Below are 25,101 nucleotides of genomic sequence, written 5' to 3' on the forward strand. Positions count from 1 at the left end.
AGCCGGAGCTCTCTGATGAAGGATCGATCCATGACCGACCTGTTCCGCCTCGCCGCTCTTGCCGCCGCCGCCGTCCTGCTAGCTCCCGCAACCGTCATCGCCGAGCCTGACGATGACCGCTTCCGGGCCGACGCCGACGCCTTCATCCGCCGGGCGTTGGACCAGGTCGGCGTGGTTCCGGGGCTGTCGATCGCCGTGGTCGACGGCGAGGATGTATTGCTGAGCGCCGGCTATGGCGTGGCGGATCTCGAGACCGGCGCTCCGGTCGACGCCGACACCCGCTTCTATATCGCCTCGTCGACCAAGTCCTTCACCGCCCTGGCCATCGCGGCGGTCGCCGCGCGCGGCGACCTTGATCTCGATGCGCCGGTTTCGACGTGGTCCGATATCCCGGCTGCGCGGGAAGACCTGTTCTCGGGCGTCAGCCTGACCGACCTGCTCAGCCACCGGTCCGGCCTCGACAATTCCCCCATGTCGTTCCGCGCCGCCATGACGGGCGAGCACACGCCCGAGGCGATGCGAGGGCTGGTCGCCGTCACGGAGCTCCGAGCGAACGCCCCGCACGGAACCTTCCGATACTCCAACGCCGGCTACAACCTCGCCACCACCCTGCTGGAGGCGCGCGACGGTCGGGACTGGCGGGTCCTCGTCCGGGACGAGGTGCTGCGCCCGATCGGCATGACCGACACGACCGGATGGATGTCCGAAGCCCGGGCGGGGGGCGTGGTCGCGGCCGGTCACCTCGGCTACGGGACCGACGGGCCGGTTCGCAGCCCGCTGCAGAAGGTTGATGCGACGATGCAATCCGCCGGCGGGCTGGTTTCGACCGCCGACGACATGGCCCTGTGGCTGGAAATCCAGATCAACGACGGCGTGCTCGACGGACGCCGGGCGTTCCCGGCCGGGCTGGTCGCGTCGACCCACCGGCCGCTGGCGACGAACAACGCCACCTTCGGCCCTTATGTCCGGGAGGCATACGGGCTCGGCTGGCAGATTGGCCGCTATCGTGACGACGTGCTGATCCACCATTTCGGCAACTTCGCCGGGTCCCGCGCCCACGTCTCCTTCATGCCGGAGCGGCGTCTGGGGGTGGCCGTGATGGTCAACGAGGACGCAGTCGCCGGTGAACTCGCCGACCTGGTCGCCAACTACGTCTATGACTGGCACGCCGGGCGGCCTGATCTCGAGGCGGCCTATGATACGGCCCTGACTGCCATTCTGGCCGAGCGCGACCGGGGGCAGGCCTCGATTGCGCGCCAATCCGCCGAGCGCGCCATGCGTCCGTGGATGCTTGCCCGGCCGCTGTCAGCCTATGCCGGAACTTACGTCAATCCCATCTTCGGCACTGTCCGGATCGCCGAACGGGACGGCGTCCTGGTAGTCACGACGGGCGTCATGGAGGCAGTCGCCGAGCCGTTTACCCGGCCGGAATCGATCCGCGTGGAACTGGCTCCCCTGCAGGGGCAGGTGTTGCAGTTCGCCCCAGAAGGCGAGATGCCCGCCAGTCTGATGTTCCTCGGGGAGACATTCCAGCGACGTTAGGCGGCGCGCTGTGGCCTCAGAAGCTGTCCGGCGATTCCCGACCGTCGGGGAGATAGCGGCCGCCGACATAGGCTACGGCCAGCCACAGCGAGGTCCACAGGCTCCAGATGACCACGGCCAGCGGGATGTCGGTCTCCGCCGCACTGGCGGCGTCGACCTGACCGATCAGGCCGACCGCGGCGGCCGAGAGCGCGGCCGCATAGACGACCAGACGGGACCATGGGCGGCACGCGAGCAGGGCCACCGCGCCGATGATGAGCAGGGCGCCGGTCAGGAGCCACGGAAACTGGGGCACCCACAGCCCGAGCGTCATGTGGAAGCCGCTGTAGAGAAGCAGGATCACACCGGTGGCGCGGGGCAGGAACATCTTGGCTTTCAACGCAGGAGCGCCCGGAACGGACGGGAGCATCATCGCCCGGCCGCCTTGGTGTCGCCTTAAGCGGAACGGTTAACGTCGCCGGTCAGGCGTAGTTGAAGCTGATCGAGATCCGCTCGCTTTTCGCGGCGTTGGTCGGCACCTCGTGGCGCAGCCAACTCTCCCACATCAGCACCGTCCCGGCCTTCGGGGCCAGATAGACGAACGGCCGCTCGGCCTCCGGGGCGTCGGCGTGGACGGCGGGCCGCGCCATCATCATCGGCAGACGCGGATCCTCCAGCTTGAGGGCCGAGGCGCCGTCGGGCACCTCGACATAGACGGTCCCGCTAAGGAAGGCATGGGGGTGAATATGGCCCGTGTGGCCGCCCCCCGGCTTGAGAATATTGACCCACAGATTGTCCAGTCGCGGGCGTCGCGCCAGATCGAAATTCATCGCCTTGGCATAGGTTTGCGCGTGTTTGTCGAGAAGCCGCTTCAGGTCCGCGAACTCTGGCCCCCGGTGCGGCAGGTCGGTCAGAGAGCCGTAGGAGGTGTAGCCGCGATAGCCGTGCTCGCGGCACCACCGCCGGCCGGCCTCGTCCTCCGCCGCCAGCATCCGGCAGGCGTCGGCGAGCGCGGCGTTGAAGGGGGCGAACCCGGGTCCGGCCGCCAGCGACGCTTCATAGACCTGGGTGACGAACAGCGGGCGCAGGGACATGGCGGCTGTCTAGCGCAGGGCTGGGGGATCAGAAAGGCAGGGCCGCCTCGCCGCGCAGGACGGCCTCCGCCTCAGCCGTGTGTTTTCCGCCCGAGCGGTCGTGCAGCACCAGCGGCGGCAGCAGGCGCAGCGGGGCCCGGCCGGTCTTGATGGCCTGCACCAGCACCCGTTTGGCCGGCTCGTCGGCGAAGGGGTGCACCGGCCGCACCGAAAACGAACCCGCCGTCTCGCCGAGCAGGGCCAGCAGGTCGGCGAGCCGGTCGGCGCGGTGGATGACCACGATCCGCCCGCCCTCGCGCACCGCCTTGAGCAGGAAGCGGGTCCAGGCCGCCAGCCCGTCGTCGGCCATCCAGGCCCCGCGCTTGCCCGGCGACGGCGCCCGCAGGGCCCCGGGATCATCGAAGAAGGGCGGGTTCGAAACCGCCCGGTCGAACGGCGCAAGCCCCAGAGAGCGGAAGCCCGCCGCCACGTCGCCGTCCAGAATCGTCGCTGCGGCCCCGTTCAGACCCGCGTTCTGCCGCGCCAGCGCCGCCATGGCCGGGTCGCGCTCCACTCCGGTCAGGGTCACGCCCGGCGTCCGCGCCGCCATCTGCATCAGCACAGCGCCGGCCCCGCAGCCGGCCTCGATGATCTGTTCACCCGGCTTGGCGCCCGCCGCCGCCGCCAGCAGGGCGGCGTCCATGCCGGCGCGATAGCCCGTCGCCGGCTGGCGCAGCCGGACGCGCCCCGCCAGCAGGGCGTTCTCGACGATTTCTCCGTCCGGTGCGGGGGATGGTGCGACGGTCACGCGGCTTGACCCTTCATGGCCCGATCACCATTGTGCGCCGCGTCGCCGCCCTGCAAGACGGCGGCTGGATTTTCAGGCGTGATCCTCCCCCCGCGCCGTGCCCATGAGTTCTCCGTTGGACGCTGTCACCGTCGCCGAGTCCCGTCCCAAGGGAGACGTTGAACCGCTGGTTCAGCTGGCGAAGCCCGACATGGCCGCGGTGGACGCCCTGATCGTCGAGCGGATGCAGTCGCAGGTGCCGGTGATTCCGCTGCTGGCCGAGCATCTCGTCTCGGCGGGGGGCAAGCGCTTGCGGCCGCTGCTGACCGTGGCCGCCGCCCGGGCGTCCGGGGCCGGCGAGGACATCGGCGCATCGCGCAAGCTGGCCGCCGCAGTCGAGTTCATCCACACCGCCACCCTGCTGCACGACGACGTGGTCGACGGCTCCAACCTTCGGCGCGGCAAGACGGCCGCTCACCTGATCTGGGGCGCGCCGTCCAGCGTGCTGGTCGGCGACTTCCTGTTCGCCCGGGCCTTCGAGCTGATGGTCGAGACCGGCCAGATGCGCGCCCTCGGCATTCTCGCCACCGCTTCCAGCGTCATCTCCGAAGGCGAGGTGCTGCAGCTGACCCGCGCCCACGACCTGAACCTCGACCAGGACACCTATCTGCGCATCATCGCGGCCAAGACCGCCGAACTGTTCGCCGCCGCCGCCGAGGCCGGCGCGGTCGGGGCCGGGGCCGACGAAGAGGCCGTGCAGGCCCTGCGCGCTTACGGCATGAACCTCGGCATCGCCTTCCAGCTGGCCGACGACGCGCTGGACTACGGCGGCGCCTCGGCGACCCTGGGCAAGAACGCCGGCGACGACTTCCACGAAGGCAAGGTGACCCTGCCCCTGCTGCTGGCGGTCGCCCGCACGCAGGGCCGCGACGACGCCTTCTGGGAGCGCACCATCAACCAGGGTCAGCGCACCGACGACGACTTCCGCCGCGCCCGCGAACTGATCATCGGCACGGGCGCCATCGGCGCCACGCTCGACACCGCCTGGGACTACGCCGCCGCCGCCCAGCACGCCCTGAAGCCGCTGCCGGCCAGCGAATGGCGCGACGCCCTGGAGCAACTGGCCGACTTTGCGGTCAGCCGGGCAGCCTAACGCAGCGAGGCGCAGAACCGCTGGATGCGCCCGCACGCCTCCTCCAGCACATCCTCCGACGTCGCATAGCTGATGCGGAAATAGGGGCTGAGGCCGAAGGCGGAGCCCTGCACCACCGCCACGCCCTCGGCGTCCAGCAGTTCGGTCGCGAAGACGTCGTCGCTGTCGATCGTCGCGCCGCTCGGGGCCGTCTTGCCGATCAGTCCCTCGATCGACGGATAGACATAGAACGCCCCTTCGGGCGTTGCGCAACGGATGCCGGCCGCCTGATTGAGCATCGACACCACCAGATCGCGCCGCGCCTCGAAATGCCCGGCCCGTTCGGCGATGAAGTCCTGCGGTCCGTTCAGCGCCTCGACGGCCGCCCACTGGCTGACCGACGACGGGTTGGAGGTGGTCTGCCCGGCCACCTTGCGCATCAGGTCGATCAAAGGCTTGGGCCCGGCCCCGTAGCCGATGCGCCAGCCGGTCATGGCGTAGGCCTTGGACACTCCGTTCACCGTCAGCGTCCGCTCGTACAGGTCGGGCGCCACCTCGGCGATCGTCCGGTAGTCGAAGTCGCCGTAGATCAGGTGCTCGTACATGTCGTCGGTCAGCACCCAGACCTGCGGGTGCCGGCGCAGCACGACCGCCAGCGCCTCCAGTTCCTCGCCGGTATAGGCCGCTCCGGTCGGGTTCGACGGCGAGTTCAGGATCAGCCATTTCGTCTTCGGCGTGATCGCGGCCTCCAGCGCCTCCGGCTTCAGCTTGAAGCCGTCCGCCTCATGGCCGACCACGGACACGGGCTCGCCGCCGGCCAGCAGCACCATATCCGGATAGGACACCCAGTAGGGGGCCGGCACGATCACCTCGTCGCCGGGCGACAGGGTGGCGACCAGGGCGTTGTAGATCACCGTCTTGCCGCCGGGGGCGACGTGGACCTGGTTGGTCTCATAGGTCAGCCCGTTCTCGCGGGCGAACTTGGCCGCAATCGCCGACTTCAGCTCGGGCAGGCCGTCGACATCGGTATATTTGGTTTCGCCCCGGCGAATGGCCGCGATGGCGGCGTCCTTGATGTTCTCGGGCGTGTCGAAGTCGGGCTCGCCGGCGCCGAGGCCGATGACGTCGCGGCCCTCGCGCTTCAGCTCGCGCGCCCGCGCGGTCACCGCCAGGGTGGCCGACGGCTTGACGCGGGCGAGGGCGGCGGACTGCAGGCTGGACATGGGTCGACTCCGGAACGGCGGCCATTCCTTACGCAGTTGCGAAAGGTCGATCAAATGCGGTTCAGCCGGCGGGCAGATAGGCGGCGGGGATCGGCGTGTCCGGCGTCTCGGCCAGCCAGTAGACGCTGAGGATCCACCAGCGGCTGCCGTCATGGAACAGCTGGATGCTGTTGACGCCCCGCATGAACGGGGACGGGTCCGACAGGCTGCGCACGCTGTCATAGGTCGACCAGACGTGGACCATGTGTCCGAACCTCTCGGACCGGCTGGCGATCTCCCGCTCATGGAAGCCGTCGCGCATCAGCGCCGGGCCGTTGCGCTCGATGTACTCCTCGGGCGTGATCGAGCGGGCGACCCCGACACCCTCGCGGTTGACGCCCGAGGGCATCAGCCGCGCGGTCGAATGGAACAGCGAACGGAAGCGGTCCCAGTCCCGCTCGACCCCGGCGTCGCCGGAGATCACGTCGTACAGGGCCGTGACGATGGCGTCGGGCGAAACGACGTCGGCCGGGACGGCTGCGATCGCCGGGGCAGGGGGCGTCTGGGCCGCAGCGGGCGCGGCGCACCCCAGGGCGACGATGGCGGCGAGGATCGACAGCCGCACGTCTAGCGCCCCCGCCCGAGCCGGGCGAACAGCTCCGACAGCGCCTTCAGCCGTGCGGCGTCGGCCGGCGGCGTTTTCTCCGGAACCACGGCGAGGGCCTGCGACAGCTCCGTCGCCCGCGCCCGGTTCGGACGCCCGTCACGCCATTGCTGCACCGCGGTCCTCGCCCGTTGTGCGAGACCCGTCTCGATCCCGTTCGACCGGGCCAGCTGGTCCAGATAGGCGGCCGCCACATCGGGATGATCCTCCCAGACCGGCCGGCTCTGGGTCTGCGGATTGATCGTCCCCTGCATCACCCGTTCGGCGACGGCGATCTCGGCCGCCGACAGATGTTCGCTGGGCTCAAGGCTCAGCACGTCGAAGCCGCGCGCGATCTCGCTGGCGTAGATGCGGCCGTTGAACCAGTAGGCTGACCAGTGGCCGCCGACCATCAGCCTCTCCGCGTCGATCGGGCCCCTGTCGAAATAGGCGATCTCCATCGGCCGGGCCGGGTCGGTGAAGTCGACGATCGAGACGCCGCCCTGGTACCAGGCCTGCAGCATCAGGTCGCGGCCGGGCACCGGAATCAGGTTGCCATTGTGGGCGACGCAGTTCTCGGAGGCCGTCTGCGCGGCCGGCAGCTTGAAGAAGCTCTTGCCGACGAGCCGTCCGTTCTCGATGGCGGCGATCAGGTCAGCGCCCCAGCTGTGCGGATCTTCGGCGCGGCAGCGCGCCGAGGTGCCGCCGCCCCATTCGTCGGTGAACAGCACCTTATCACCCGTGGTGTTGAAGGTGGCTGAGTGCCAATAGGCCATGTCGGGGTCGAACAGCTCCGAGATGCGCGCGGGGTTCTCCGGGTCGGAGATGTCCAGCAGGATGCCGTTGCCGCTGCACGCTCCGGCGGCCAGCCCGATCTCGGGATAGACGGTGATGTCGTGGCAGTGGTTGGTCACGGCGCTGCTCTGACTGGCGACGCCGAACCGGCCGCCTTTCCACAGGCCGGCGATCTCGCCGGTCTCGCGGTCGGCGAAGATGCGCGGCCGGTTGACGATGGCGGCCTGCGCCGGTGCGTTCAGCGGCACCTTGATCACGTCGATGGAATACAGCGCAGTCTCGGGATTCTCGCCCGGTTCTCCGTCCCGGCAGCCCGCAAGTTCGTCCGACTTGCGCACGCTCGAAGTGGCCGAGTTGTAGACGTACAGGACGTTCGCATCGGTCGGGTGCGGGACCAGGGTGTGGGTGTGCGAGCCCCGGCAGGTCTGCACTGCCGCGATCTGGCGGGGGGCGGACAGGTCGCTGATGTCGAAGATGCGGATGCCGCGGAAGCGTTCGGCGTTGACCTCGCCCTCGGCGTCCCGGACGCCGCAGTCCAGCCGGGCCCGATTCTGTTCGACCGACATGAACAGCAGATTCCCGTGCACCGACAGGTCGCCCTGTCCGCCCGGGCAGACGACCGACAGCAACAGCTCCGGCGCGCCCTCGCCCGACACGTCATAGGCGTTGAAGCCGTTGAAATTGCCGACGAACAACCGCCCGTTCGTCATCGCCATGTCGCTGTTGGCCATGGCCAGCGGACTGTACCGACGGGGGGGCGGCGGTTCCGCCGTGCCGGCCTCGACGGCCGCCGCCCGCGCCCGCGCGGCCTCGGCTTCCTCGCGGGTTGGCGGCGCGAATATGGCTTCCGGATCGAAAAAGCCGGGCGCGGGCCGGACCGAATGCTCCAGCGTCAGATTGGAGATCGCCTGTCCGGCGTCGTGCAGTCCGGGCGAGAGGGTCGAGCGGGCGTCGGCGCCGACCGGCGGCGTCTGACCCGCCGCGGCCTGTCCCGACGGGGACTGGGCCTGCGCCGCGGCGGCCCCGAACAGAACGCTGGCCGCGGCGGCGGAGCTCAACAGAAGGCTGCGGATGTTCATGGTCGCCCCTCGATGGATCGGTTCAAAGTCCGGACAGGATGGTCTGCATGCGCAGGATTTCGGCCGACTGGTCGGCGGTGATGGAACTGGCGAAGTCCGACAGCATCGGGTCCTCCGCCGTGTCGGGCCCGGCCAGCAGCGCCTCGACCATGTCCAGCGCGCCCTGGTGGTGCCGGATCATGCCCTCGAGGAACAGCCGGTCGAACGCCGGCCCGCTCGATGCGGCCAGGGCGGTCATTTGCGACGGCGACAGCATGCCGGGCATCAGAGGCGTGTCCGGGTCAGCCGGCGCATGGTTGATGCCGTGATGTCCGGCGTGCGGGTCCGCGGCCGCGACGGGCAGGCTGCGGGCGAGCAGCCACTCCTCCATCAGCGCCATCTCGGCCGCCTGGCTCTGCGCGATTCGTTCGCCCAGCAGGCGCACCGTCGGCGAGGCGGCCCGCGTCTCCAGCAGGGTCACCATCTCCACCGCCTGGGCGTGGTGGACGATCATGTGCTGCATGAAGCGCACGTCGGCCGCGACGAATCCGGTCCGGCTCAGCTCCACCGCCTCGGCCGCGCTGATCACCCGCGGCGCCGCGCCGGGCGCGCCGGGATGGAAGATCGGCGGGGTCTGCCCGCCGGCCGAGACGCCGAGGACAATCGCAAGGAGGAGGGCGGGCGTCGGACTCAAACTCTCGGCTCCGGTCGGCGAACGCCGCGGCGGGAACAGTAGAAGCGGGCATCCGCCGGGCGCAAGGCGATTTCAGCGTCCGGCGCCGGACAGGCCGATCTGGATGACGTCGGTTCGTCCCGAGCGGAAGCCGGCCTCGCAATAGGCGAGGTAGAACCGCCATAGCCGCCGAAAGCGTGAATCGAACTGTCCGCCCGCCGCGATCCGCTCCCAGGCCGCCTCGAAACGGCTGCCCCAAAGGTCGAGGGTGGCCGCATAGTCCGCGCCAAACCGTTCGGTGACGTCCCACGCCAGCCCGGCCCGGGCGATCACCGGCGCGAGGCGCGGCTCAGACGGCAGCATGCCGCCGGGGAAGACGTATTTCTGGATGAAGTCCGGCCGCCGACGGTAGCCCTCGAACAGGTCGTCCCGGATGGTGATGATCTGCAGCCCGGCTCTCCCGCCGGGTTTGAGCACCCGTTTCAGGGTGGCGAAATAGTCGCCCCAGTATCGCTCGCCCACCGCCTCGAACATCTCGATCGAGGCGACGCGGTCGAAACGGCCCTCGACGTCGCGGTAGTCGACCAGCTGGATGTCGACCCGCTCGGCCAGTCCGGCCTGGTGAATTCGCCGCCGCGCATAGTCATGCTGCTCCCGTGAGATGGTGATCGCCGTCACCCGGGCGCCGACCTCGCGCGCCGCGTATTCGGCGAACCCGCCCCAGCCGCAGCCGATCTCCAGCACGGACTGGTCCCGCCGCAGATCCATCATCGACGCCAGCAGGGCGTATTTGGCCCGCTGCGCCTGCTCCAGACTCTGGTCGGGAGCGCTGAACCGGGCCGCGGAATAGGTCATCGAGCCGTCCAGCCAGGTCTCGTAGAAGGCGTTGCCGAGGTCATAGTGGGCGTGGATATTGCGTCGCGAACCGCGCCGGCTGTTGCGGTTCAGCCCGTGCGCCAGCCGGTTCAGCGTGTTCAGAACGGGATTGCCGTCGACCAGCCGGTTCAGCCGGTCATAGTTGTCGGCGAAGGCTTCCAGCAGGGCGGCCAGATGCGGACTGTCCCACTCGCCGGCCATATAGCCCTCGGCGAAGCCGATATCGCCGCCGATGATGGCCCGGCGCACGCTGCGCCAGTCGGTGATCCACAGCACGGCGGTCCGGCCGGGCTCGCGCCCTTCCAGATGATGCACCGCGCCGTCGGGCAGGCTGACCGTCAGGCGGCCGGTGGTCCAGCTCGATGACAGCAACCGCATGAACAGGCCGGCCCCCAGGGCGGGCGCGGAGCGGGTTGGCGCCAGCGGCGCGACGGCGGTCACGAAGCCGTTCCCCGGGCGGCCATCGGCGGCGGGCGCCGCGCCAGCGTTACCGGCACGCCCTTCAGCCAGAGCCGCAAGGCCTCCCAGTGGATGGCCGCGACGACCTTCCAGGTCAGCAGCGGAAAGGTCACGGCGGCGCGCGCCAGCGCCCCGTCCGCCAGCGGGCGACGCTCGCCCCAAAGGCTGGCGGTCAGCACCGGTCCGTGGGCGTCGGCGCAGCCCACCGTCAGGCCGACGGTCTTGCCCGGCGCGCGGCCCCGGAAGCGGTACAGCATGTCCATGTCGAGGAACGGGGACACGTACAACGACTTGGCGCAGCTCTGCCGGAACAGGCCGTCCGGCCCGCCGGCGGGCACCGCCAGATCGTACCAGCGCCGCTCGCCGAAGGTGCTGGAAACCTCGTAACTCAACGCCGCCAACCGGCCGTCGGCGGCGTGGCAGTAGTAGACGCTGATCGGATTGAACACGAAGCCGAAGACCCGCGGCATGGTCAGCAGCCGGATGGCGCCGCCGCCGAGGTCGACTCCAATGGCGGCCAGCCGCGCCTCGACCTGGGCCCGCAGCGGCCGTTCGGACCCGTCGCCGTGATCCCGGTCGAAGAACGAGAACAGGTTCCGGCGATTGTGAGAGAACAGCCGCAGGCGTTGATGGAGGGCGTCGATCTCCGACAGGTCGAGCAGCAGCCAGAACACCCGGCGCTGCAGGCGGTGGCGCCGGGGGCGCAGGCGCTGATGCACCACCCCGCCGGCGTACAGGGCCGAGGCGCCGTTCACGCCGCGGTCTCCATCCGGCGGTTCTGCTCGCCGATCTGGATGCGCCCGCTCTCGTCGGCGACGGTCCACGGCCGGCGCACGCCCCCCAGCTGCTCGGCCACGGCCAGACCTGACTGCAGGCCGTCCTCATGGAAACCCGCGCCGAAATGGGCGCCGCAGAACCACACCCCGCCCTGGCCCTGAAGATCCCACAGCATGCCCTGCGCGCGCAGCGCCGCGGCGTCGAAGATCGGATGCTCGTAGAGTTCGCTGCGCAGCAGGGCGTCGGCCCGCGGCGGCTGAGGCGGGTTCAGCGTCACAAACAGGTCCTGGCCCGGCAGGCCCTGCAGCTTGTTCATCCAGTAGCTGACGCACAGGCCGTTGTCGGAGCCGATGTAATTCCAGCTGGCCCACGCCCGCCGCCGCTTCGGCATCAGGGCCGGGTCCGTGTGCAGCACCGCCAGATTGCGGCTGTAACGGAAGGCTCCCAGCGTCCGCCGCTCCGCCTCGGTGGGCTCGGCGAGCAGGTTCAGGGCCTGGTCCGCGTGGGTGGCGATGACCACCTGGTCGAACCGTTCGCGGCGGCCGTTTCGTTCAGTGACGATGACGCCGTCGCCGGTCCGGCGCACGCCCTCGATGTCCCGACCCAGCCGGACCCCGTCGCCGAGCGACGCGGCGATGATGTCGACATAGGTGCGGCTGCCGCCGGTCACCGTGCGCCACAGCGGCCGTCCCATCAGCTGCAGCAGGCCGTGGTTGTCGCAGAAGCGCAGGAAGGAGGCCGCCGGATAATCCATCAGGGCCTCGGTCGGCGACGACCAGATCGCCGCCGCCATCGGCAGCAGGTGATCGTCCCGGAAGGCGGTGCTGAACCGGCCCTGCTGCAGGAAGGCGCCCAGCGACAGGTTCCGGTCCTCCAGCGCCGCCAGCGCCGCCGGCGCCTCGCGGTAGAAGCGCAGCACCTCGGACAGCATCGACCAGAACCGCGGACGCAGCATGTTGCGGCGCTGGGCGAACAGGGCGGGGGCGGCGTATTCGAATCGCCCTTCCTCGAGCGAGACCGCAAAGGACATGTCGGTCGCCCGGCTGGCCACGCCGAGGTGATCGAACAGCGCGATCAGATTGGGGTAGGTCGCCTCGTTGAAGACGATGAAGCCGGTGTCCACCGCGATCGGCCCGGTGGTCGCGTTGGCCACGACGGTGTTGGTGTGGCCGCCGAGACGGTCAGCCCGCTCGTACAGAACCACCTCGTGTTTCTGATTCAACAGCCAGGCGCAGGAGAGGCCGGAAATACCGGAGCCGATCACGGCGATCTTCTGGCGTGGGGCGGCGGCGGCGGCGAGGTTCGGATTGGATGTGGACGGCATGCGGGCTCCGGTCGCCCCCCAATGGGCGGCACGGTGGCTGTTACGTCGCACCCCGCGGATTGGATGGGGTATGATCCGATCCGCGATCCGTCGCGTATGAGGGCCAATGCATGGAATGGTTTCGGACATCGGCCTGGCGCGGGCCGGCCCCATGAGCGGAGAGTTCGAGCACGATCGCTTGATCGAGGCGGTGGCGCGGGACCGTGACCGCGAGGCGTTCGCGGTGCTGTTCGATCACTTCGCGCCGCGGCTGAAGGCGTGGCTGATGCGTTCCGGGGCGGCCCCGGCGGCGGCGGACGACTTCGCCCAGGACGCCATGCTGACCGTCTGGCGCAAGGCGGAGATGTTCGATCCCACAAGGGCGCGGGCGGCGACATGGATCTTCACCATCGCCCGCAACCGGCGGATCGATGCGCTGCGGCGGGACAACCGGCCCCTGCCGGTCCCGGAGATCAGCCTCGCCGGGCCCGAACCGGATCGGCCGGACGATCTGCTCGAGGCCCGTCAGGACGAGGGCCGCGTCCGCGCCGCCCTGCGCAGCCTGAAACCGGACCAGATCGAGGTCATCCAGATGGCCTTCTTTCAGGATCTCACCCACGCCGAGGTGGCGCAGTCGCTGGCTCTGCCGCTCGGAACCGTTAAATCGAGGATACGCAACGCAATGATCAAACTCAGGGATCTTCTTGATCAGCCTGTCGGGGACCCATCATGACCGCCCTTCGTCGACCGTCCGAGGAACGCCTGCTGGCCTATGCCGCGGGAACCCTCAGTCCGCCTCAATCCGTCGTGATGGCGACCCACCTCGCCATGCGGCCGGACACCGCCCGCTGGGTCGGGCGTCTGCAGGCCGTCGGCGGCGAGGTGCTGGAGACCATCGAGCCGGCCCCGGTCGCCGACGACCTGCTGGCCCGGACCCTGGCCAGCCTGTCGACGCCCGAGCCCGAGACCCCGCCGCAACCGGCCAACGACATGACCGAGCTGCCGGAGCCGCTGCGCGGCTATGCGCTCGGCCCGTGGCGCTGGATCGGACCGGACATGCGCGTCCGCGACGTGCTGGCCCCCCGCGACGGCGACTGCCGGGTGATCCTGCTCAGCATCGGCTCCGGCCGCACCACCCCGGTTCACAGCCACCAGGGCGTCGAACTGACCTGCGTCATCTCCGGCGCCTATGAAACCGACGAGGGCCGGTTCGGCCCGGGCGACTTCGAGGAGGCCGACGGCGAGGTGCATCACCGGCCGCGCACCGTGTCGACCGAACCCTGTCTGTGCGTCGTCGCCCTCGACGGCCAGATCCGTCTGGACGGCTGGATCGGCCGACTGCTGCAGCCCTTCGTCCGCCTGTGATCGCCCTGCTGGCCCCCTGGGGTCTGGCCACGTTGTTCCTCGGCGTCGTCATGGCGGCGGCGTGGGCGGTGCAGCGGCGGACAGGGCAGGGGGGCTGGGCCGACGTGTTCTGGTCGTTCGGCCTCTGCGCCGCAGGCGCGGGCGCGACCCTGTACCCGGTCGACGGTCCGCCCGATGCGCGCCAGTGGCTGGCGGCGGGTCTGGCCGCGCTGTGGGGCGTCCGTCTGGGCTCCCACATCGCCGGCCGATCGCTGTCCGGGCCCGAGGACGCCCGTTACGCCCGGCTGCGAGAGGCGTGGGGGAGCGATTTTCAGCGCCGGCTGTTCGCCTTCCTGCAGCTGCAGGCGGGTGCGGCGGCCGTCCTGGTCCTGCCCATCCTGCTGGCGGCTCACAATCGTGAGGGCCCCCTTGGCCTTCAGGACGCCCTCGGCGCCGCCCTGCTGGTCGCCGGCGTTGTCGGGGCCGGCGTCGCGGACCGGCAACTGGAAGCCTTCAAGGCCGATCCCGAGACGACCCGCGACCAGGTCATGGACCGCGGTCTCTGGGCGTGGTCGCGGCACCCCAATTATTTCTTCGAATGGCTGGGCTGGTGCGCCTGGCCAATGCTGGCCATCGACCTCTCCGGCGAGCGTCCGTGGGGCTGGCTGGCGCTGGTCGGTCCCGCCTACATCTACTGGCTGCTGACCAAGGTATCGGGCATCCCGCCGCTGGAAGAGCACATGCGCCGCAGCCGGCCGGAGGCCTTCGCCCGCTACGCCGCCCGCACGCCGGTCTTCTTCCCTAGGCCGCCGGGATCGCCAGATTGAGCATCTTCATCAGCCGCAGCGCCGCCACGCAGGCGAGGGCGGATGACGCGCCGCTGACCACCACGCCCCAGGTCATGTCCAGTACGGTGATCTTCAGCCCCCAAGTCTTCAGCGTGGCGTAGTTGGTCAGATCGTAGGTGCCGTAGGCGAACAGGCCGAACAGCGCCCCCCACATCAGCGCCGTCTTCCAGTCCCCGGTCTTCAGACCCGGCAGCACCGCGAAGATGGTCAGGCCCGCCGCATACAGGGTGTAGAAGGCGATCGCGGGCACGAGGCGGAATTTGTCGGCCAGCACCTCGCCGATCAACGGCCGATAGACCCGGTCGCCCATCGATCCGAGCCACACGGTGTCGATCACGCTGAAGATGACGAGAACCGTCACGAACGCGAGCGCCTGGGTCATGGTCTATCTCCTGCTGGGTCGATCTCAATACGCGCAGGGCGCTGGCCCGGATCATCCGGAGATCGCTGGTGGGGATCGGGGGCGCCGACCAGCGGGCGCCCTCGCCGCCGACTTCGGGTGATGCTAATCGCCGATCAATGCGCCGTCTCCTTGATTTCATCCTCAACATGGAGGGCCGCCGGTGGCGGGCGGCGCTGGCGACGGCGTTGCTGCTCGGGGCGACCGTGGCCCTGCTGATGATCGGCAAGAGCCAGATGGGGCTGGACGCCGAAGAGAATCTGGAGGCCTGGCTGCAGGGCTATGCCGGCAGTCCGTGGGCCTTCGCCGCGACGGTGATCCTGTTCATCGCCGCCGCCTTCATCGGGGCCCCGCAGTTCATTCTGATCGCCGCCTGCGTGGTCGCCTTCGGCCCCTCGCTCGGCTTCTTCTACAGCTGGACGGCGACCGTGGCCTCGGCGGGGGTCACCTACTGGCTCGGACGGGGGCCGACGGCGCGGCTGCTCGACCGCCACGGCGGGCGCACCCTGGGCCGGCTCAAGGGCTTCGTCGGCAAGAACGCCTTCTACGCCAGCTTCATGATCCGCAACGTGCCCTCGGCGCCCTTCATCGTCGTCAACATGGCCTTCGGCGCCACCCGCGCGTCCTTCCCCGCCTATCTGCTTGGCTGCGCTCTCGGGGTTCTGCCCAAGACGGCGCTGGTGGCCTTCTTCGGCGGGGCGGTGGTCTCAGCCGTCAGCGGCGACGGCGTCTGGACCTCGGCGATTCTGGCCGGGGTGGCGGTGGTCTGGCTCGGCCTGATGCTGGGCGTCCGCGAACTGGTTAAACGGCGCGAGCGCGCGGCCGGGGCCGCGGATGAATAAGCTTGGCTGACGGGATCGTGAACGGCCACGCTGCAGATAGCGGCGACAGGGCCGACAGACAGGCCGCATGGGGCTTGTAATCGCCCCCGCACACGGGCAAACGAGCCTTCGGTCGGTCAGGCGATAACGATCAGGAGGCGGTGCGTATGGGGATGCGCGCGGCCGGGGCGTCGCCGAAGCGGATCGAGACAGCGAACGCCCTCTTCAAGGCCCGAACGAACGGTATCCCGGCTCCATGTTCAACAGCATTTTCGGCGCGATCTCCAACGACATCGCCATCGATCTCGGCACCGCCAACACCCTGATCTACATGAAGGGCAAGGGCATTGTGCTGAACGAGCCCTCGGTCGTCGCGCTGCGGAATGTCGGCGGGCGCAAGATCGTCCACGCCGTGGGCATAGAGGCCAAGCAGATGCTGGGCCGCACTCCGGGTCACATGGAAGCCATCCGCCCGATGCGCGACGGGGTCATCGCCGACTTCGAAGTCGCCGAGGAGATGATCAAACATTTCATCCGCAAGGTTCATAACCGCAAGGGCTTCGTGAACCCCAAGGTCATCGTCTGCGTGCCGTCGGGCGCCACCGCCGTCGAGCGCCGCGCCATCAACGATTCCTGCCTCAATGCCTCGGCCCGTCGCGTCGGCCTGATCGACGAACCCATGGCCGCGGCCATCGGCGCCGGCCTGCCGATCCATGAGCCGACCGGTTCCATGGTCGTCGACATCGGCGGCGGCACCACCGAGGTGGCCGTGCTGTCGCTGTCGGGCATCGTCTATTCGCGCTCGGTCCGCGTCGGCGGCGACAAGATGGACGAGGCGATCATCTCGTACATGCGCCGCAACCATAACCTGCTGATCGGCGAGACCACCGCCGAGCGCATCAAGAAGGACATCGGCACCGCCCGGATCCCGGCCGACGGCGAAGGCCTGTCGATCGACGTCAAGGGCCGCGACCTGATGCAGGGCGTGCCGCGCGAGGTCCGCATCTCCGAGCGCCAGGCCGCCGAAGCCCTCGCCGAGCCGGTCACCCAGATCGTCGAGGCCGTGAAGGTCGCCCTCGAAGCCACCCCGCCCGAACTGGCCGCCGACATCGCCGACAAGGGCATCATGCTGACCGGCGGCGGGGCCCTGCTGCGCGGGCTGGACGCCGAGATCCGGGACCACACCGGCCTGCCGGTTTCGGTCGCCGACGATCCGCTGTCGTGCGTCGCCATCGGCTGCGGCCGGGTGCTCGAACATCCGCGCTGGATGAAGGGCGTGCTCGACTCCGCCCTTTGAGCCGTAACGTCGAACGGTCGCCTCAAATCCCTGTCATCATTGATGAGATTGGGGTTGCAGCGGTTTCCAAACGGCCCGGATTTTGCGATAGGCTGGGCCAGTCGGCGGGGGGCGTCCCGCTGATTCCCTTTTTCTGAGGAAGGCGCGCCGTGGCGTTTCGCGACGGACCGTTCGAAAACATCAAGGTGCCGTTGGTCTGGACCGCGGCGGTCACCGTCGTGGTCGCCGCCGTCGGCTGCGTCCTGCTGCTGCTCAGCGACGCCCGGGCCCAGACTTCGCCGTATCAGCCGGTGCGCGCCGGCGTCGAAACCGTGGTCGGTCCGGTCGGCGGCGTCTTCGCGGCCCCGGTCCGCTGGTTCGGCCACGCCTCGGACTATGTCGGCGGCTATTTCTTCGCCGTCTCCGAGAACCGCCGGCTCAAGCGCGAACTGGCCGAACTGCAGCCATGGCGCGACCAGGCGATCGCCCTCAAGAACGTCAACGCCCGTTACGAGGCCATGCTGGGCATCCGGTCCGAGCCCCCGGTCGCGATGCGCACCGCCCGTTCGATCAGCGACACGCGCGGTCCCTTCTCCAACGCCCGTCTGATCGACGTCGGCGCGGCCCGGGGCGTCAAGGTCGGCAATCCGGTGATCAACGAGCATGGTCTCGTCGGCCGGGTGGTCGGAACCTCGTCCAATGTCAGCCGCATCCTGCTGCTCACCGACGTGGCCAGCAAGACGCCGGTGCTGGTCGACCGCACCGACGCCCGCGCCCTGCTGGCCGGCGACGGCTCCGGCAACCCCCGGCTGGAGTTCGTGCGCGGGGTCGGCTCGATCCAGGCCGGCGACCGCATCCTGTCCTCGGGCGACGGCGGCGGCTTCCCGCGCGGCGTGCCCATCGGCGTCGCCGCCAGGGGCATCGACGGCTCGTGGCGGGTCAAGCTGTTTAGCGACCGGGGGGCCATCGACTATGTCCGGGTCATGCTGTTCGAGGACTTCGGCCAGCTGATCGACGCCGATGATCTGAACGCTCCGCCGCTCGCCGCGCTCGACACCCTGTCCGACGCCACGCCCGCCCAGACCGCGGCCATCACCGACTCCGCCGCCCGACGCGCCGCGGCCCGTCCGTCTGCGCCGGGAGGGTCCGAATGAGACGCCCGGTCGCGGTCCGCGTCGTCGGGCCGATGCAGTGGATCGTCTATCCGGCGCTGATCGCCGTCGCGGCCACCATCGTCCTGCAGACCCCGGTCGAGCTGTTCGGCCTGCAGCTGCCCGAACCGGTCATCCCCATGGTGCTGGCCTTCGCCTGGCCGCTGATCCGCCCGTCGGTGCTCGCGCCCCTCGTGCTGGCCGCGCTCGGCCTGCTCCTCGATGTCCTGACCTGGGGCCCGCTCGGCCTCTGGGGGCTGACCTTCCTCGTCATCTACAGCGTGGTCCTCATCTCGCGCAGCTTCCTGGCGGGGCAGGACACCGCCGTGCTGTTCGTCTGGTATGCGGCCTGCTGCGCCCTGGCCTTCGTGCTGGCCTATGTGGTCATGGCCATCGTCGCCGGCACCCCGGCCAGTCTGATCGCCGTCTTCCTCCAGGTGCTTCCAACCCTGCTGTTGTTCCCGTTCGCGCACCGCCTGATCGAGCGCTTCGAGGACGGCGACGTGAGGTTCCGATGAGTTCGGAACCGTCGATCTTCTTCTCGGACACCAACGAGCGCCAGGGCTCCTTCCTGCGCCGTACCTTCGTAATCGGGGCGATCACCGCCGTCGGGGGCGTCGCCCTGACCGGCCGACTGGCCCAGCTGCAGGTCGTGCAGGCGGGCGAATACGCCACTCTGGCCACCAACAACCAGTTCAACTTCCGGCTCGTGCCGCCGCCGCGCGGCCGCATCCTCGATCGCAACGGCGTGGTCATCGCCGGCAACCGGCCGAGCTTCCGCGTGCTGGTCGTGCGCGACGAGACCAAGGATCTCGACCAGACCCTCGACCTGCTCGGCCGCCTGCTGCCGGACACGGTGGACCGCCGCCGGTCGATCATCCGCGACGTCAACGCCGCGCCGCGCTTCTCGCCCGTGCCGGTCAAGAGCGACCTGACCTGGGAGGAGTTCGCCCGGGTCAACCTCTACGCCAACGAGCTGCCCGGCGTGATGGCCGACATGAACGAGGCGCGCTTCTATCCGTTCGGCGGCTCCTTCGCCCACGTCATCGGCTATGTCGCCAAGCCCAACGATCGCGACATCAAGGCCATCGAGGACGCGGGCGAGAAGGTCCCCGAAATTCTCTACAACCCCGGCTTCCGCATCGGCCGGCAAGGGGTGGAGAAGGCCTTCGACCGCGATCTTCGCGGCGAGGCGGGCGGCAACCGCGTCGAGGTCGACGCCCGCGGCCGCGTCGTGGCCGAGGATGTCGGCGGATCGAAGCCGCCTGTGCCGGGCAAGGACGTGGTCCTGACGCTCGACGCCGACGTGCAGAACCGCGCCCTTGAGGTCTTCGGCGAGGAGTCCGGCGGCTGCGTCGTCATGGACGTCCGCAACGGCGACATCCTGTGCATGGTCTCGGCCCCGTCGTTCGATCCCAACCTGTTCGTCGGCGGCGTGCCCTCCAGCATCTATCGCGCCCTGGCCGACTACGAACGGCTGCCGCTGCTCGACAAGGCGATTTACGGCACCTTCCCGCCCGGCTCGACCTTCAAGATGACCACGGCCCTCGCCCTGCTGGACGCCGGCATCGATCCGAAGGAGCGGGTGGTCTGCACCGGCGGCTATCGCTTCGGCGCCCGCACCTTCCGCTGCTGGAAGGCCGGCGGCCACGGCGCGATGGACATGCACAGCGCCATCAAGAACTCGTGCGACACCTATTTCTACCACCTGTGCAATCGCGCCGGCATCGACCGGATCGCGCGGGTGGCCGAGGACCTCGGCTTCGGCCAAGCCTATGAGATCGGCATCGCCGGCCAGTCCAGCGGCACCGTCCCCTCGACCCGCTGGAAGCGCGCCTACACCGAGGCGACCAGCTGGGACGACGACGGAACCTGGTATCCGGGCGAAACCCTGTCGGTGGCGATCGGGCAGGGGGCTCTCTCCGTCAACGCCCTGCAGCTGGCGGTCATGACCTCGCGCATCGCCCACGGGCGCAAGGCGGTTCAACCGCGTCTGGTCAAGGCGGTTGGCGGCGAGGCGCGGCCCCAGGCGCCGGCCTTCGCCGATCTGCCGTTCAGCGACCAGCACCTCGACATCGTCCGCGCCGGCATGGCGGCCGTGGCCAATGACGTCACCGGCACCGCCTATCGCACGTCGCAGCTCGGCCTCGGCGATATCCAGATGGCGGGCAAGACCGGCACCGCCCAGTCGCGCGACTACAAGGCCGGTGAGTCGCGGGGCCCCCGCAACGCCCAGTGGTCGCGGCGCGACCACGCCCTGTTCGTCGCTTTCGCCCCGCATGACGCACCACGCTACGCCATCGCCCTGATCGTCCAGCACGCGCCATCGGGGGGCTCGGTCGACGCCGCGCCCAAGGCGCGCGAGATCATGAAGACCGTCCTGCTCAAGGATCCGGACATGCGCGCCCGCATTGAACGTCCGCTGCCCCCCGAAGCCGTGGCGCCCGTCGGCGTCGATGAGGGGGATGCGGGGTCCGGACCCGGAGGCGAGGTCGTCGGCCCCGCCGCCGCGGCGGTCGCCCCGCCGCCGCCGCCCGCGCCTCGCCCGGCGCCCGCCGCCACCTCCGGTCCGCGCCCCTATCTGTCGGAGCCGCCGCGATGACCGCCTCCGCCCTGACCCGCCCCGGCGAGCGTGACCGGCTGTCGACCAAGATCACCGAGCTGGACTGGCGCATCGTCGGCCTGCTCTGCCTCATCGCCGGCGTCGGCGCGGCCATGCTGTATTCAATCGCCGGCGGTCAGTGGCAGCCGTGGGCGGCCGACCACCTGATCCGCTTCGGGGTCATGCTGGTCGTCATGCTGGGCCTGGCCATGGTCCATCCGAAATGGTGGTTCCGCGGGGCCTATCCGCTCTACGGCCTGCTGCTGATCCTCGTGCTGATGATCGAGTTCACGCCCCTCGGCTATGTCGCGGGCGGCGCCCGCAACTGGCTCAATCTCGGGGTCATCCGCATTCAGCCCGCCGAGTTCATGAAGCTGGGCCTCGTCCTCGCCCTGGCCCGCTGGTACCACAGCCACTCCGCCCAGGAGGCGCGCTGGTCGTGGAAGCTGCTGATCCCGGCGGCCATGATCGGTCTGCCGTTCCTGCTGGTCGCCAAACAGCCTGACCTCGGCTCGGCCATGATCATCGGCCTGACGGGCGGGGCGATCATGTTCCTCGCCGGCCTCAGCTGGCGGGTGATGGCCGCCGCCGCCGCCGCCGCCGCCGCGGCTATCCCGCCCTTTGTCATGTTCGTGATGCACGACTACCAGCGCAACCGGGTGTTGACCTTCCTCAACCCCGAAGCCGACCCCTCCGGCACGGGCTACAATATCATCCAGTCCAAGATCGCCCTCGGTTCAGGCGGCGTGCTGGGCAAGGGCTACGGCCTGGGCAGCCAGAGCCAGCTTGAATTCCTGCCCGAGCGGCATACCGACTTCATCTTCTCCACCGTGGCCGAAGAGTTCGGCTTTGTCGGCTCGTTCGGCCTGCTGGCCTGCTATGTCGGCATCATTCTGATCGCCCTGCGCATCGCCTCGCTGGCGCACAGCCATTTCGGCCGCATCGCCGCCGCCGGCATGACCGCCTTCTTCGCCCTGTTCGTGCTGATCAACGGGGCCATGGTGATGGGTCTGGCTCCGGTCGTCGGGGTTCCGATGCCGCTGCTGTCTTACGGCGGTTCGTCGATGATGACGGTGATGATCGGCTTCGGCCTGGTGCTCTCGACCCGCGTTCACCGCTACGCCGAACTGCCCAAGGGGCAGGGCCTGTTCTGAACGGCCGCTTCAGGCGTTAGGGTCTGACCATGCCTGATAAAGCCAAGAAGACTGCGCCGCCCGCCTTCGTCCCCGACTGGGGCGACGAGCCCTGTCCCAGGCCCGTTCTGGCGGCGGCTTCGCCGGAACAGACCGCCGCCATGATGGACGGCGTCCGGATGCGCGAGAACCCGGCCGAATGGGCCTTTGTCCGCCTGTCCAAACTGATCGAGGATTTCGAGAAGGGCCTCGACAAGGACGAGGAGGTCGGCGCCCGCATCGTCGGCGTCCCCGGCGACGGCACGATGGCGATCGAGGACGTCGGGTTCTGGGGACCGGACTTCATCCTGTTCGTCGGCAGGAACTCGCACGGCAAGCCGGTCCGCCTGATCCAGCACTACGCCCAGATCAACGTGCTGCTCGACGTCCGCCGCCGTCCCGAGGAGCGCGAGGCCCGCCGCATCGGCTTTCAGCTGTCGGAAATGGTGCGCAAGACGGACGGGACGTGAGGGCTTGGGGCTTAGGGCTTAGGATGGGCGTGGCTCCTGCGAATGACTTCAGGTTACCCCCGACGCCGACCAGCCCACCTACCGTCGCCTACCCCTAAGCCTCAAGCCCTAAGCCCTAAGCCCCAAGCCCCAAGCCCTAAAGCGAAGCCGCCCAATCCGTCGCCCGGATCAGGCTGTCGACGATGCCTGGCTCGGTCGAGGCGTGGCCGGCGTCCCTGACCACATCCAGCTTCGCCTCGGGCCAGGCCCGGTGCAGGGCCCAGGCGCTGGACATCGGCGTGACCACGTCGAACCGTCCCTGCGCGATCCAGCAGGGGATATGGCGGATGCGGCCGATGTTCTTCAGCAGCCAGCCTTCCTCGGGGAAGAAGCCGCCATTGGTGAAATACCAGTTCTCGATCCGGGCGAAGGCCACGGCGAACGCCGGCTCGGCGAACTTGTCCGGCCGGGCGTCCGGCCCCTCGACGCTGACCGTCTCGCCCTCCCAGCTCGACCAGGCGATGGCGCAGCGTTCCCGCTCGCCCTTGTCGTCTCCGATCAGCCGCTTGTAATAGGCGCCCATCAGGTCGTGGCGCTCCTTCTCGGGGATGGGGGCGATGAACCGCTCCCAGGCGTCGGGGAAAATGTGCGACGCGCCGTCCTGATAGAACCAGCGCAACTCGCCCCGGGTCAGCAGGAAGATGCCGCGCAGCAACAGGGCCGCCGTTCTCTCGGGATGGGTGATGGCGTAGGCCATCGACAGGGTTGAGCCCCAGCTGCCGCCGAACACCACCCATTTGTCGACGCCCAGCAGCTCGCGCAGCCGCTCGATGTCCTCGATCAGCGCCCAGGTGGTGTTGTCCTCCAGCGAAGCGTTGGGCCGGCTCTTGCCGCAGCCCCGCTGGTCGAACAGGACGATGCGGTATTTCGACGGGTCGAAATAGCGCCGCATGCCCGGATTGACCGCCCCGCCAGGTCCGCCGTGCAGCACCACCACCGGCAGGCCCTGAGGGTTGCCACACTCTTCGTAGTAGATCTCGTGCACCCCGTCGGTAGCCATGAACCCGGTGGCGTAGGGCTCGATTTCCGGAAACAAATCTCGGCGGGACGTCTCGGGCACGGGGAAGGACATACGGCTACTCGGCCTCTTTTCGTGACTGTTCAGGCGAGGGGGGTGTGTGCCCGCAATGCGGCAATGGCGACCAAAAGCCAAGCCGCGATCATCAGCAGGCCTCCGATCGGCGCGACCGCGCCCATGGCCGAAAGGCTCAGCAGCGCGATGGCGGAAAGGGCGAGCGAAAAGACCAGACCGCCCGCGGCGGCCAGCCAGCCGGCGACCGCGATCATCCGGCCGCGGGCCGGCCAGACCGCGCAGATCAGGGCCAGAACCGCGTGGATCATCTGGTATTGGGCGCCGGTGGTCAGCAGCGACTTGATCTGCGGTCCCGCGCCATGGGCCGCGAAGGCGCCCAGCGCCACGGCCAGCGCGCCGTTCAGCGCGGCGAAGGCCGCCAGACTGCGATCGACTGTCATCCCGAGACGCTAGCCGACAGAATCCCGTGCGTCTGCTATGCGCCCGCCATGACCGCCGCTCAGCGCATGGCTTTGCAGTATGTGTTGCTCTTCGGCGCCACCGGCGTGTCACTTCCGTTTGCAGGCCTGTGGATGCGCGCGCAGGGGTTGAGCGGGGCCGAAATCGGGACCCTGCTGGCCGCGCCCATGCTGGCCCGCATCGTCACCGGCCCGCTGCTGGCGGTCTGGGCCGACGGCTTTCGCTACCGCCGCACCCCGATCGCCCTGATGGGGCTGGTCATGGCGGCGGGCTACGGCCTCGCCGGCCTGTCGGACCTCTATGCGGTCCGGGCGCTCGGCTGGTTCATCGGGGCGACGGCCATGGGCGTGCTGGTGCCGCTCAGCGACGTCATGACCCTGCGGCTGGCCGGACGGCTGGGATTCAGCTTCTCCCTGCCGCGCGGGGCCGGCTCCGCCGCCTTCGTCGTCGCCAATGTCGGCATGGGCGGCCTCTTGCTGCACGCGCCTGTGGACAGCGTCATCGTCTGGCTTGTCGCCGCGTCTCTGGGCCTCGCCGTCGTGGCCGCCTCCGCCTTACCCGCCGAGCCGGTCGCCGACGGCGTCGCCGTGCCCGGCCTGGAGCGCTTTCGGGGCCTCGGGCGGCTGCTCGGCGACCCGGTGTTCATGACCGCCATCTTCGCCATCGGAGCGGTGCAGGGGGCCCATGCCTTCCAGTATGGTTTCTCGGCCATCCTGTGGAAAACCCAGGGGATAAGCGAGGCCGTGACGGGTCAGCTCTGGGCCTTCGGCGTCATCGTTGAGATCGCCCTGATGTGGCTGTTCGAGCCGTGGCGGCGCCGTGTCGGCATCGGCCCATGGAGCCTTCTGATGGTCGGTTCTGCGGCCGCCGTGCTGCGTTGGGGCGTCATGGCGCTGGCCCCGCCGCTGTGGCTGCTCTGGCCGCTGCAGGCCCTGCACGCCCTGACCTTCGCCGCCACCTTCCTGGCCGGGCTGCAGATCGTCGAGCGGCTGTCGCCCTCCCACAGCCACACCGCCGCCCAGACGCTGAGCTCGGTGCTGTCGGCCGGCGTGCTGATCGGCCTCGCCACAGCGCTCTCGGGCCCGCTCTACGACCGCTTCGGCGCGGGCGGTTACTGGGCGATGGCGGCGATGGCGGCGGCCGGCCTGATCGCCGCGCTTCCGCTACGCCGACGGCTGGCGGTCTGA

General features: G+C 69.5%; 26 protein-coding genes. 13 read left to right on the top strand and 13 right to left on the bottom strand.

The genetic code is table 11. The annotated features are described in order from the left end of the window. Positions 1-15 precede the first annotated feature (15 nt). Positions 16-1,542 (top strand): serine hydrolase, encoded by a 1,527-nt coding sequence (locus HNQ67_RS00915; protein WP_246347390.1) that lies wholly within the window; start codon positions 16-18, stop codon positions 1,540-1,542. Between the two features lie 16 nt (positions 1,543-1,558). Here the strand turns inward: HNQ67_RS00915 and HNQ67_RS00920 are convergent, their stop codons facing one another. From HNQ67_RS00920 to HNQ67_RS00930, 3 genes are all read right to left on the bottom strand, one after another. After that, positions 1,559-1,909, bottom strand: coding sequence for a hypothetical protein (locus HNQ67_RS00920; RefSeq protein ID WP_183251481.1), 351 nt, complete (start codon positions 1,907-1,909; stop codon positions 1,559-1,561). Positions 1,910-2,003: 94 nt separating this feature from the next. After that, entirely contained in the window at positions 2,004-2,615 is a 612-nt protein-coding gene (locus HNQ67_RS00925) for a TIGR02466 family protein (RefSeq protein WP_183251483.1), read from the bottom strand. A gap of 28 nt (positions 2,616-2,643) precedes the next feature. Next, positions 2,644-3,402 (bottom strand): tRNA1(Val) (adenine(37)-N6)-methyltransferase, encoded by a 759-nt coding sequence (locus HNQ67_RS00930; protein ID WP_343054769.1) that lies wholly within the window; start codon positions 3,400-3,402, stop codon positions 2,644-2,646. 115 nt (positions 3,403-3,517) lie between these two features. Here HNQ67_RS00930 and HNQ67_RS00935 point away from each other — a divergent pair, with 115 nt between their 5' ends. Beyond that, positions 3,518-4,534, top strand: a complete 1,017-nt coding sequence (locus HNQ67_RS00935; protein ID WP_246347391.1) for a polyprenyl synthetase family protein — start codon at positions 3,518-3,520, stop codon at positions 4,532-4,534. Here HNQ67_RS00935 and HNQ67_RS00940 read toward each other — a convergent pair. The 7 genes from HNQ67_RS00940 to HNQ67_RS00970 all read right to left on the bottom strand — a co-directional run bounded on the left by HNQ67_RS00940 (position 4,531) and on the right by HNQ67_RS00970 (position 12,320). After that, a complete protein-coding gene (locus HNQ67_RS00940; RefSeq protein WP_183251488.1) occupies positions 4,531-5,736 on the bottom strand; it encodes a pyridoxal phosphate-dependent aminotransferase in 1,206 nt (401 codons plus the stop codon). The two genes, HNQ67_RS00935 and HNQ67_RS00940, sit on opposite strands and share 4 nt — an antisense overlap. Before the next feature lie 61 nt (positions 5,737-5,797). Next, complete coding sequence (locus HNQ67_RS00945; protein WP_183251490.1) at positions 5,798-6,340, bottom strand: hypothetical protein; 543 nt, start codon at positions 6,338-6,340, stop codon at positions 5,798-5,800. 2 nt (positions 6,341-6,342) lie between these two features. Beyond that, positions 6,343-8,232, bottom strand: a complete 1,890-nt coding sequence (locus HNQ67_RS00950) for an LVIVD repeat-containing protein (protein ID WP_183251492.1) — start codon at positions 8,230-8,232, stop codon at positions 6,343-6,345. Positions 8,233-8,254: 22 nt separating this feature from the next. Beyond that, entirely contained in the window at positions 8,255-8,905 is a 651-nt protein-coding gene (locus tag HNQ67_RS00955) for a DUF305 domain-containing protein (protein ID WP_183251494.1), read from the bottom strand. A 72-nt stretch (positions 8,906-8,977) separates the two neighbouring features. Further along, entirely contained in the window at positions 8,978-10,138 is a 1,161-nt protein-coding gene (locus tag HNQ67_RS00960) for an SAM-dependent methyltransferase (RefSeq protein ID WP_183252698.1), read from the bottom strand. 59 nt (positions 10,139-10,197) lie between these two features. Beyond that, the gene (locus HNQ67_RS00965) at positions 10,198-10,974 is read right to left on the bottom strand and encodes a DUF1365 family protein (protein WP_183251496.1); all 777 of its coding nucleotides are present in this window, start codon (positions 10,972-10,974) and stop codon (positions 10,198-10,200) included. Next, entirely contained in the window at positions 10,971-12,320 is a 1,350-nt protein-coding gene (locus HNQ67_RS00970) for an NAD(P)/FAD-dependent oxidoreductase (RefSeq protein ID WP_183251498.1), read from the bottom strand. Before HNQ67_RS00970 ends, HNQ67_RS00965 begins: the two co-directional genes overlap by 4 nt. 106 nt (positions 12,321-12,426) lie before the next feature. Here HNQ67_RS00970 and HNQ67_RS00975 point away from each other — a divergent pair, with 106 nt between their 5' ends. The 3 genes from HNQ67_RS00975 to HNQ67_RS00985 are packed head-to-tail and all read left to right on the top strand — an operon-like array spanning position 12,427 to position 14,470. Then, positions 12,427-13,032, top strand: coding sequence for a sigma-70 family RNA polymerase sigma factor (locus HNQ67_RS00975; protein ID WP_246347392.1), 606 nt, complete (start codon positions 12,427-12,429; stop codon positions 13,030-13,032). Then, positions 13,029-13,664, top strand: coding sequence for a cadmium/peroxide/UV radiation responsive anti-sigma factor ChrR (gene chrR / locus HNQ67_RS00980; RefSeq protein ID WP_183251500.1), 636 nt, complete (start codon positions 13,029-13,031; stop codon positions 13,662-13,664). Before HNQ67_RS00975 ends, chrR begins: the two co-directional genes overlap by 4 nt. Beyond that, positions 13,661-14,470, top strand: a complete 810-nt coding sequence (locus HNQ67_RS00985) for a DUF1295 domain-containing protein (RefSeq protein WP_343054770.1) — start codon at positions 13,661-13,663, stop codon at positions 14,468-14,470. Before chrR ends, HNQ67_RS00985 begins: the two co-directional genes overlap by 4 nt. Here HNQ67_RS00985 and HNQ67_RS00990 read toward each other — a convergent pair. Continuing rightward, entirely contained in the window at positions 14,445-14,873 is a 429-nt protein-coding gene (locus HNQ67_RS00990) for a DUF2177 family protein (protein WP_183251502.1), read from the bottom strand. The two genes, HNQ67_RS00985 and HNQ67_RS00990, sit on opposite strands and share 26 nt — an antisense overlap. Before the next feature lie 137 nt (positions 14,874-15,010). Between HNQ67_RS00990 and HNQ67_RS00995 the strand changes: the two genes are divergently transcribed. The 7 genes from HNQ67_RS00995 to HNQ67_RS01025 all read left to right on the top strand — a co-directional run bounded on the left by HNQ67_RS00995 (position 15,011) and on the right by HNQ67_RS01025 (position 22,383). After that, positions 15,011-15,733 carry a TVP38/TMEM64 family protein gene (locus HNQ67_RS00995; protein ID WP_183251504.1) on the top strand — a complete coding sequence of 241 codons (723 nt, stop codon included), beginning with the start codon at positions 15,011-15,013 and terminating at the stop codon, positions 15,731-15,733. Between the two features lie 235 nt (positions 15,734-15,968). After that, the gene (locus HNQ67_RS01000; protein WP_168048822.1) at positions 15,969-17,009 is read left to right on the top strand and encodes a rod shape-determining protein; all 1,041 of its coding nucleotides are present in this window, start codon (positions 15,969-15,971) and stop codon (positions 17,007-17,009) included. Between the two features lie 149 nt (positions 17,010-17,158). Beyond that, a complete protein-coding gene (gene mreC / locus HNQ67_RS01005) occupies positions 17,159-18,142 on the top strand; it encodes a rod shape-determining protein MreC (protein WP_183251506.1) in 984 nt (327 codons plus the stop codon). Then, positions 18,139-18,657, top strand: a complete 519-nt coding sequence (locus tag HNQ67_RS01010) for a hypothetical protein (protein ID WP_183251509.1) — start codon at positions 18,139-18,141, stop codon at positions 18,655-18,657. Before mreC ends, HNQ67_RS01010 begins: the two co-directional genes overlap by 4 nt. Then, the gene (gene mrdA / locus HNQ67_RS01015; protein WP_183251511.1) at positions 18,654-20,741 is read left to right on the top strand and encodes a penicillin-binding protein 2; all 2,088 of its coding nucleotides are present in this window, start codon (positions 18,654-18,656) and stop codon (positions 20,739-20,741) included. The genes HNQ67_RS01010 and mrdA overlap by 4 nt, the downstream gene beginning before the upstream one ends. Then, positions 20,738-21,895, top strand: a complete 1,158-nt coding sequence (rodA, locus tag HNQ67_RS01020; RefSeq protein WP_183251513.1) for a rod shape-determining protein RodA — start codon at positions 20,738-20,740, stop codon at positions 21,893-21,895. The genes mrdA and rodA overlap by 4 nt, the downstream gene beginning before the upstream one ends. Before the next feature lie 29 nt (positions 21,896-21,924). After that, positions 21,925-22,383 carry a DUF6173 family protein gene (locus tag HNQ67_RS01025; RefSeq protein ID WP_221247684.1) on the top strand — a complete coding sequence of 153 codons (459 nt, stop codon included), beginning with the start codon at positions 21,925-21,927 and terminating at the stop codon, positions 22,381-22,383. Between the two features lie 136 nt (positions 22,384-22,519). Here HNQ67_RS01025 and pip read toward each other — a convergent pair whose 3' ends face one another. Together pip and HNQ67_RS01035 are read right to left on the bottom strand one after the other, a co-directional pair. Beyond that, on the bottom strand, positions 22,520-23,494 hold the full coding sequence (gene pip, locus HNQ67_RS01030) for a prolyl aminopeptidase (protein WP_183251515.1): 975 nt from the start codon (positions 23,492-23,494) through the stop codon (positions 22,520-22,522). Between the two features lie 29 nt (positions 23,495-23,523). Next, entirely contained in the window at positions 23,524-23,895 is a 372-nt protein-coding gene (locus tag HNQ67_RS01035) for a DUF423 domain-containing protein (RefSeq protein ID WP_183251517.1), read from the bottom strand. 48 nt (positions 23,896-23,943) lie between these two features. On the opposite strand from HNQ67_RS01035, the gene HNQ67_RS01040 reads away from it, so the two are divergent. Beyond that, positions 23,944-25,101 (top strand): MFS transporter, encoded by a 1,158-nt coding sequence (locus HNQ67_RS01040; RefSeq protein ID WP_183251519.1) that lies wholly within the window; start codon positions 23,944-23,946, stop codon positions 25,099-25,101.

It is taken from the genome of Brevundimonas basaltis, assembly GCF_014202075.1.
Taxonomy (GTDB): Bacteria; Pseudomonadota; Alphaproteobacteria; order Caulobacterales; family Caulobacteraceae; genus Brevundimonas; species Brevundimonas basaltis.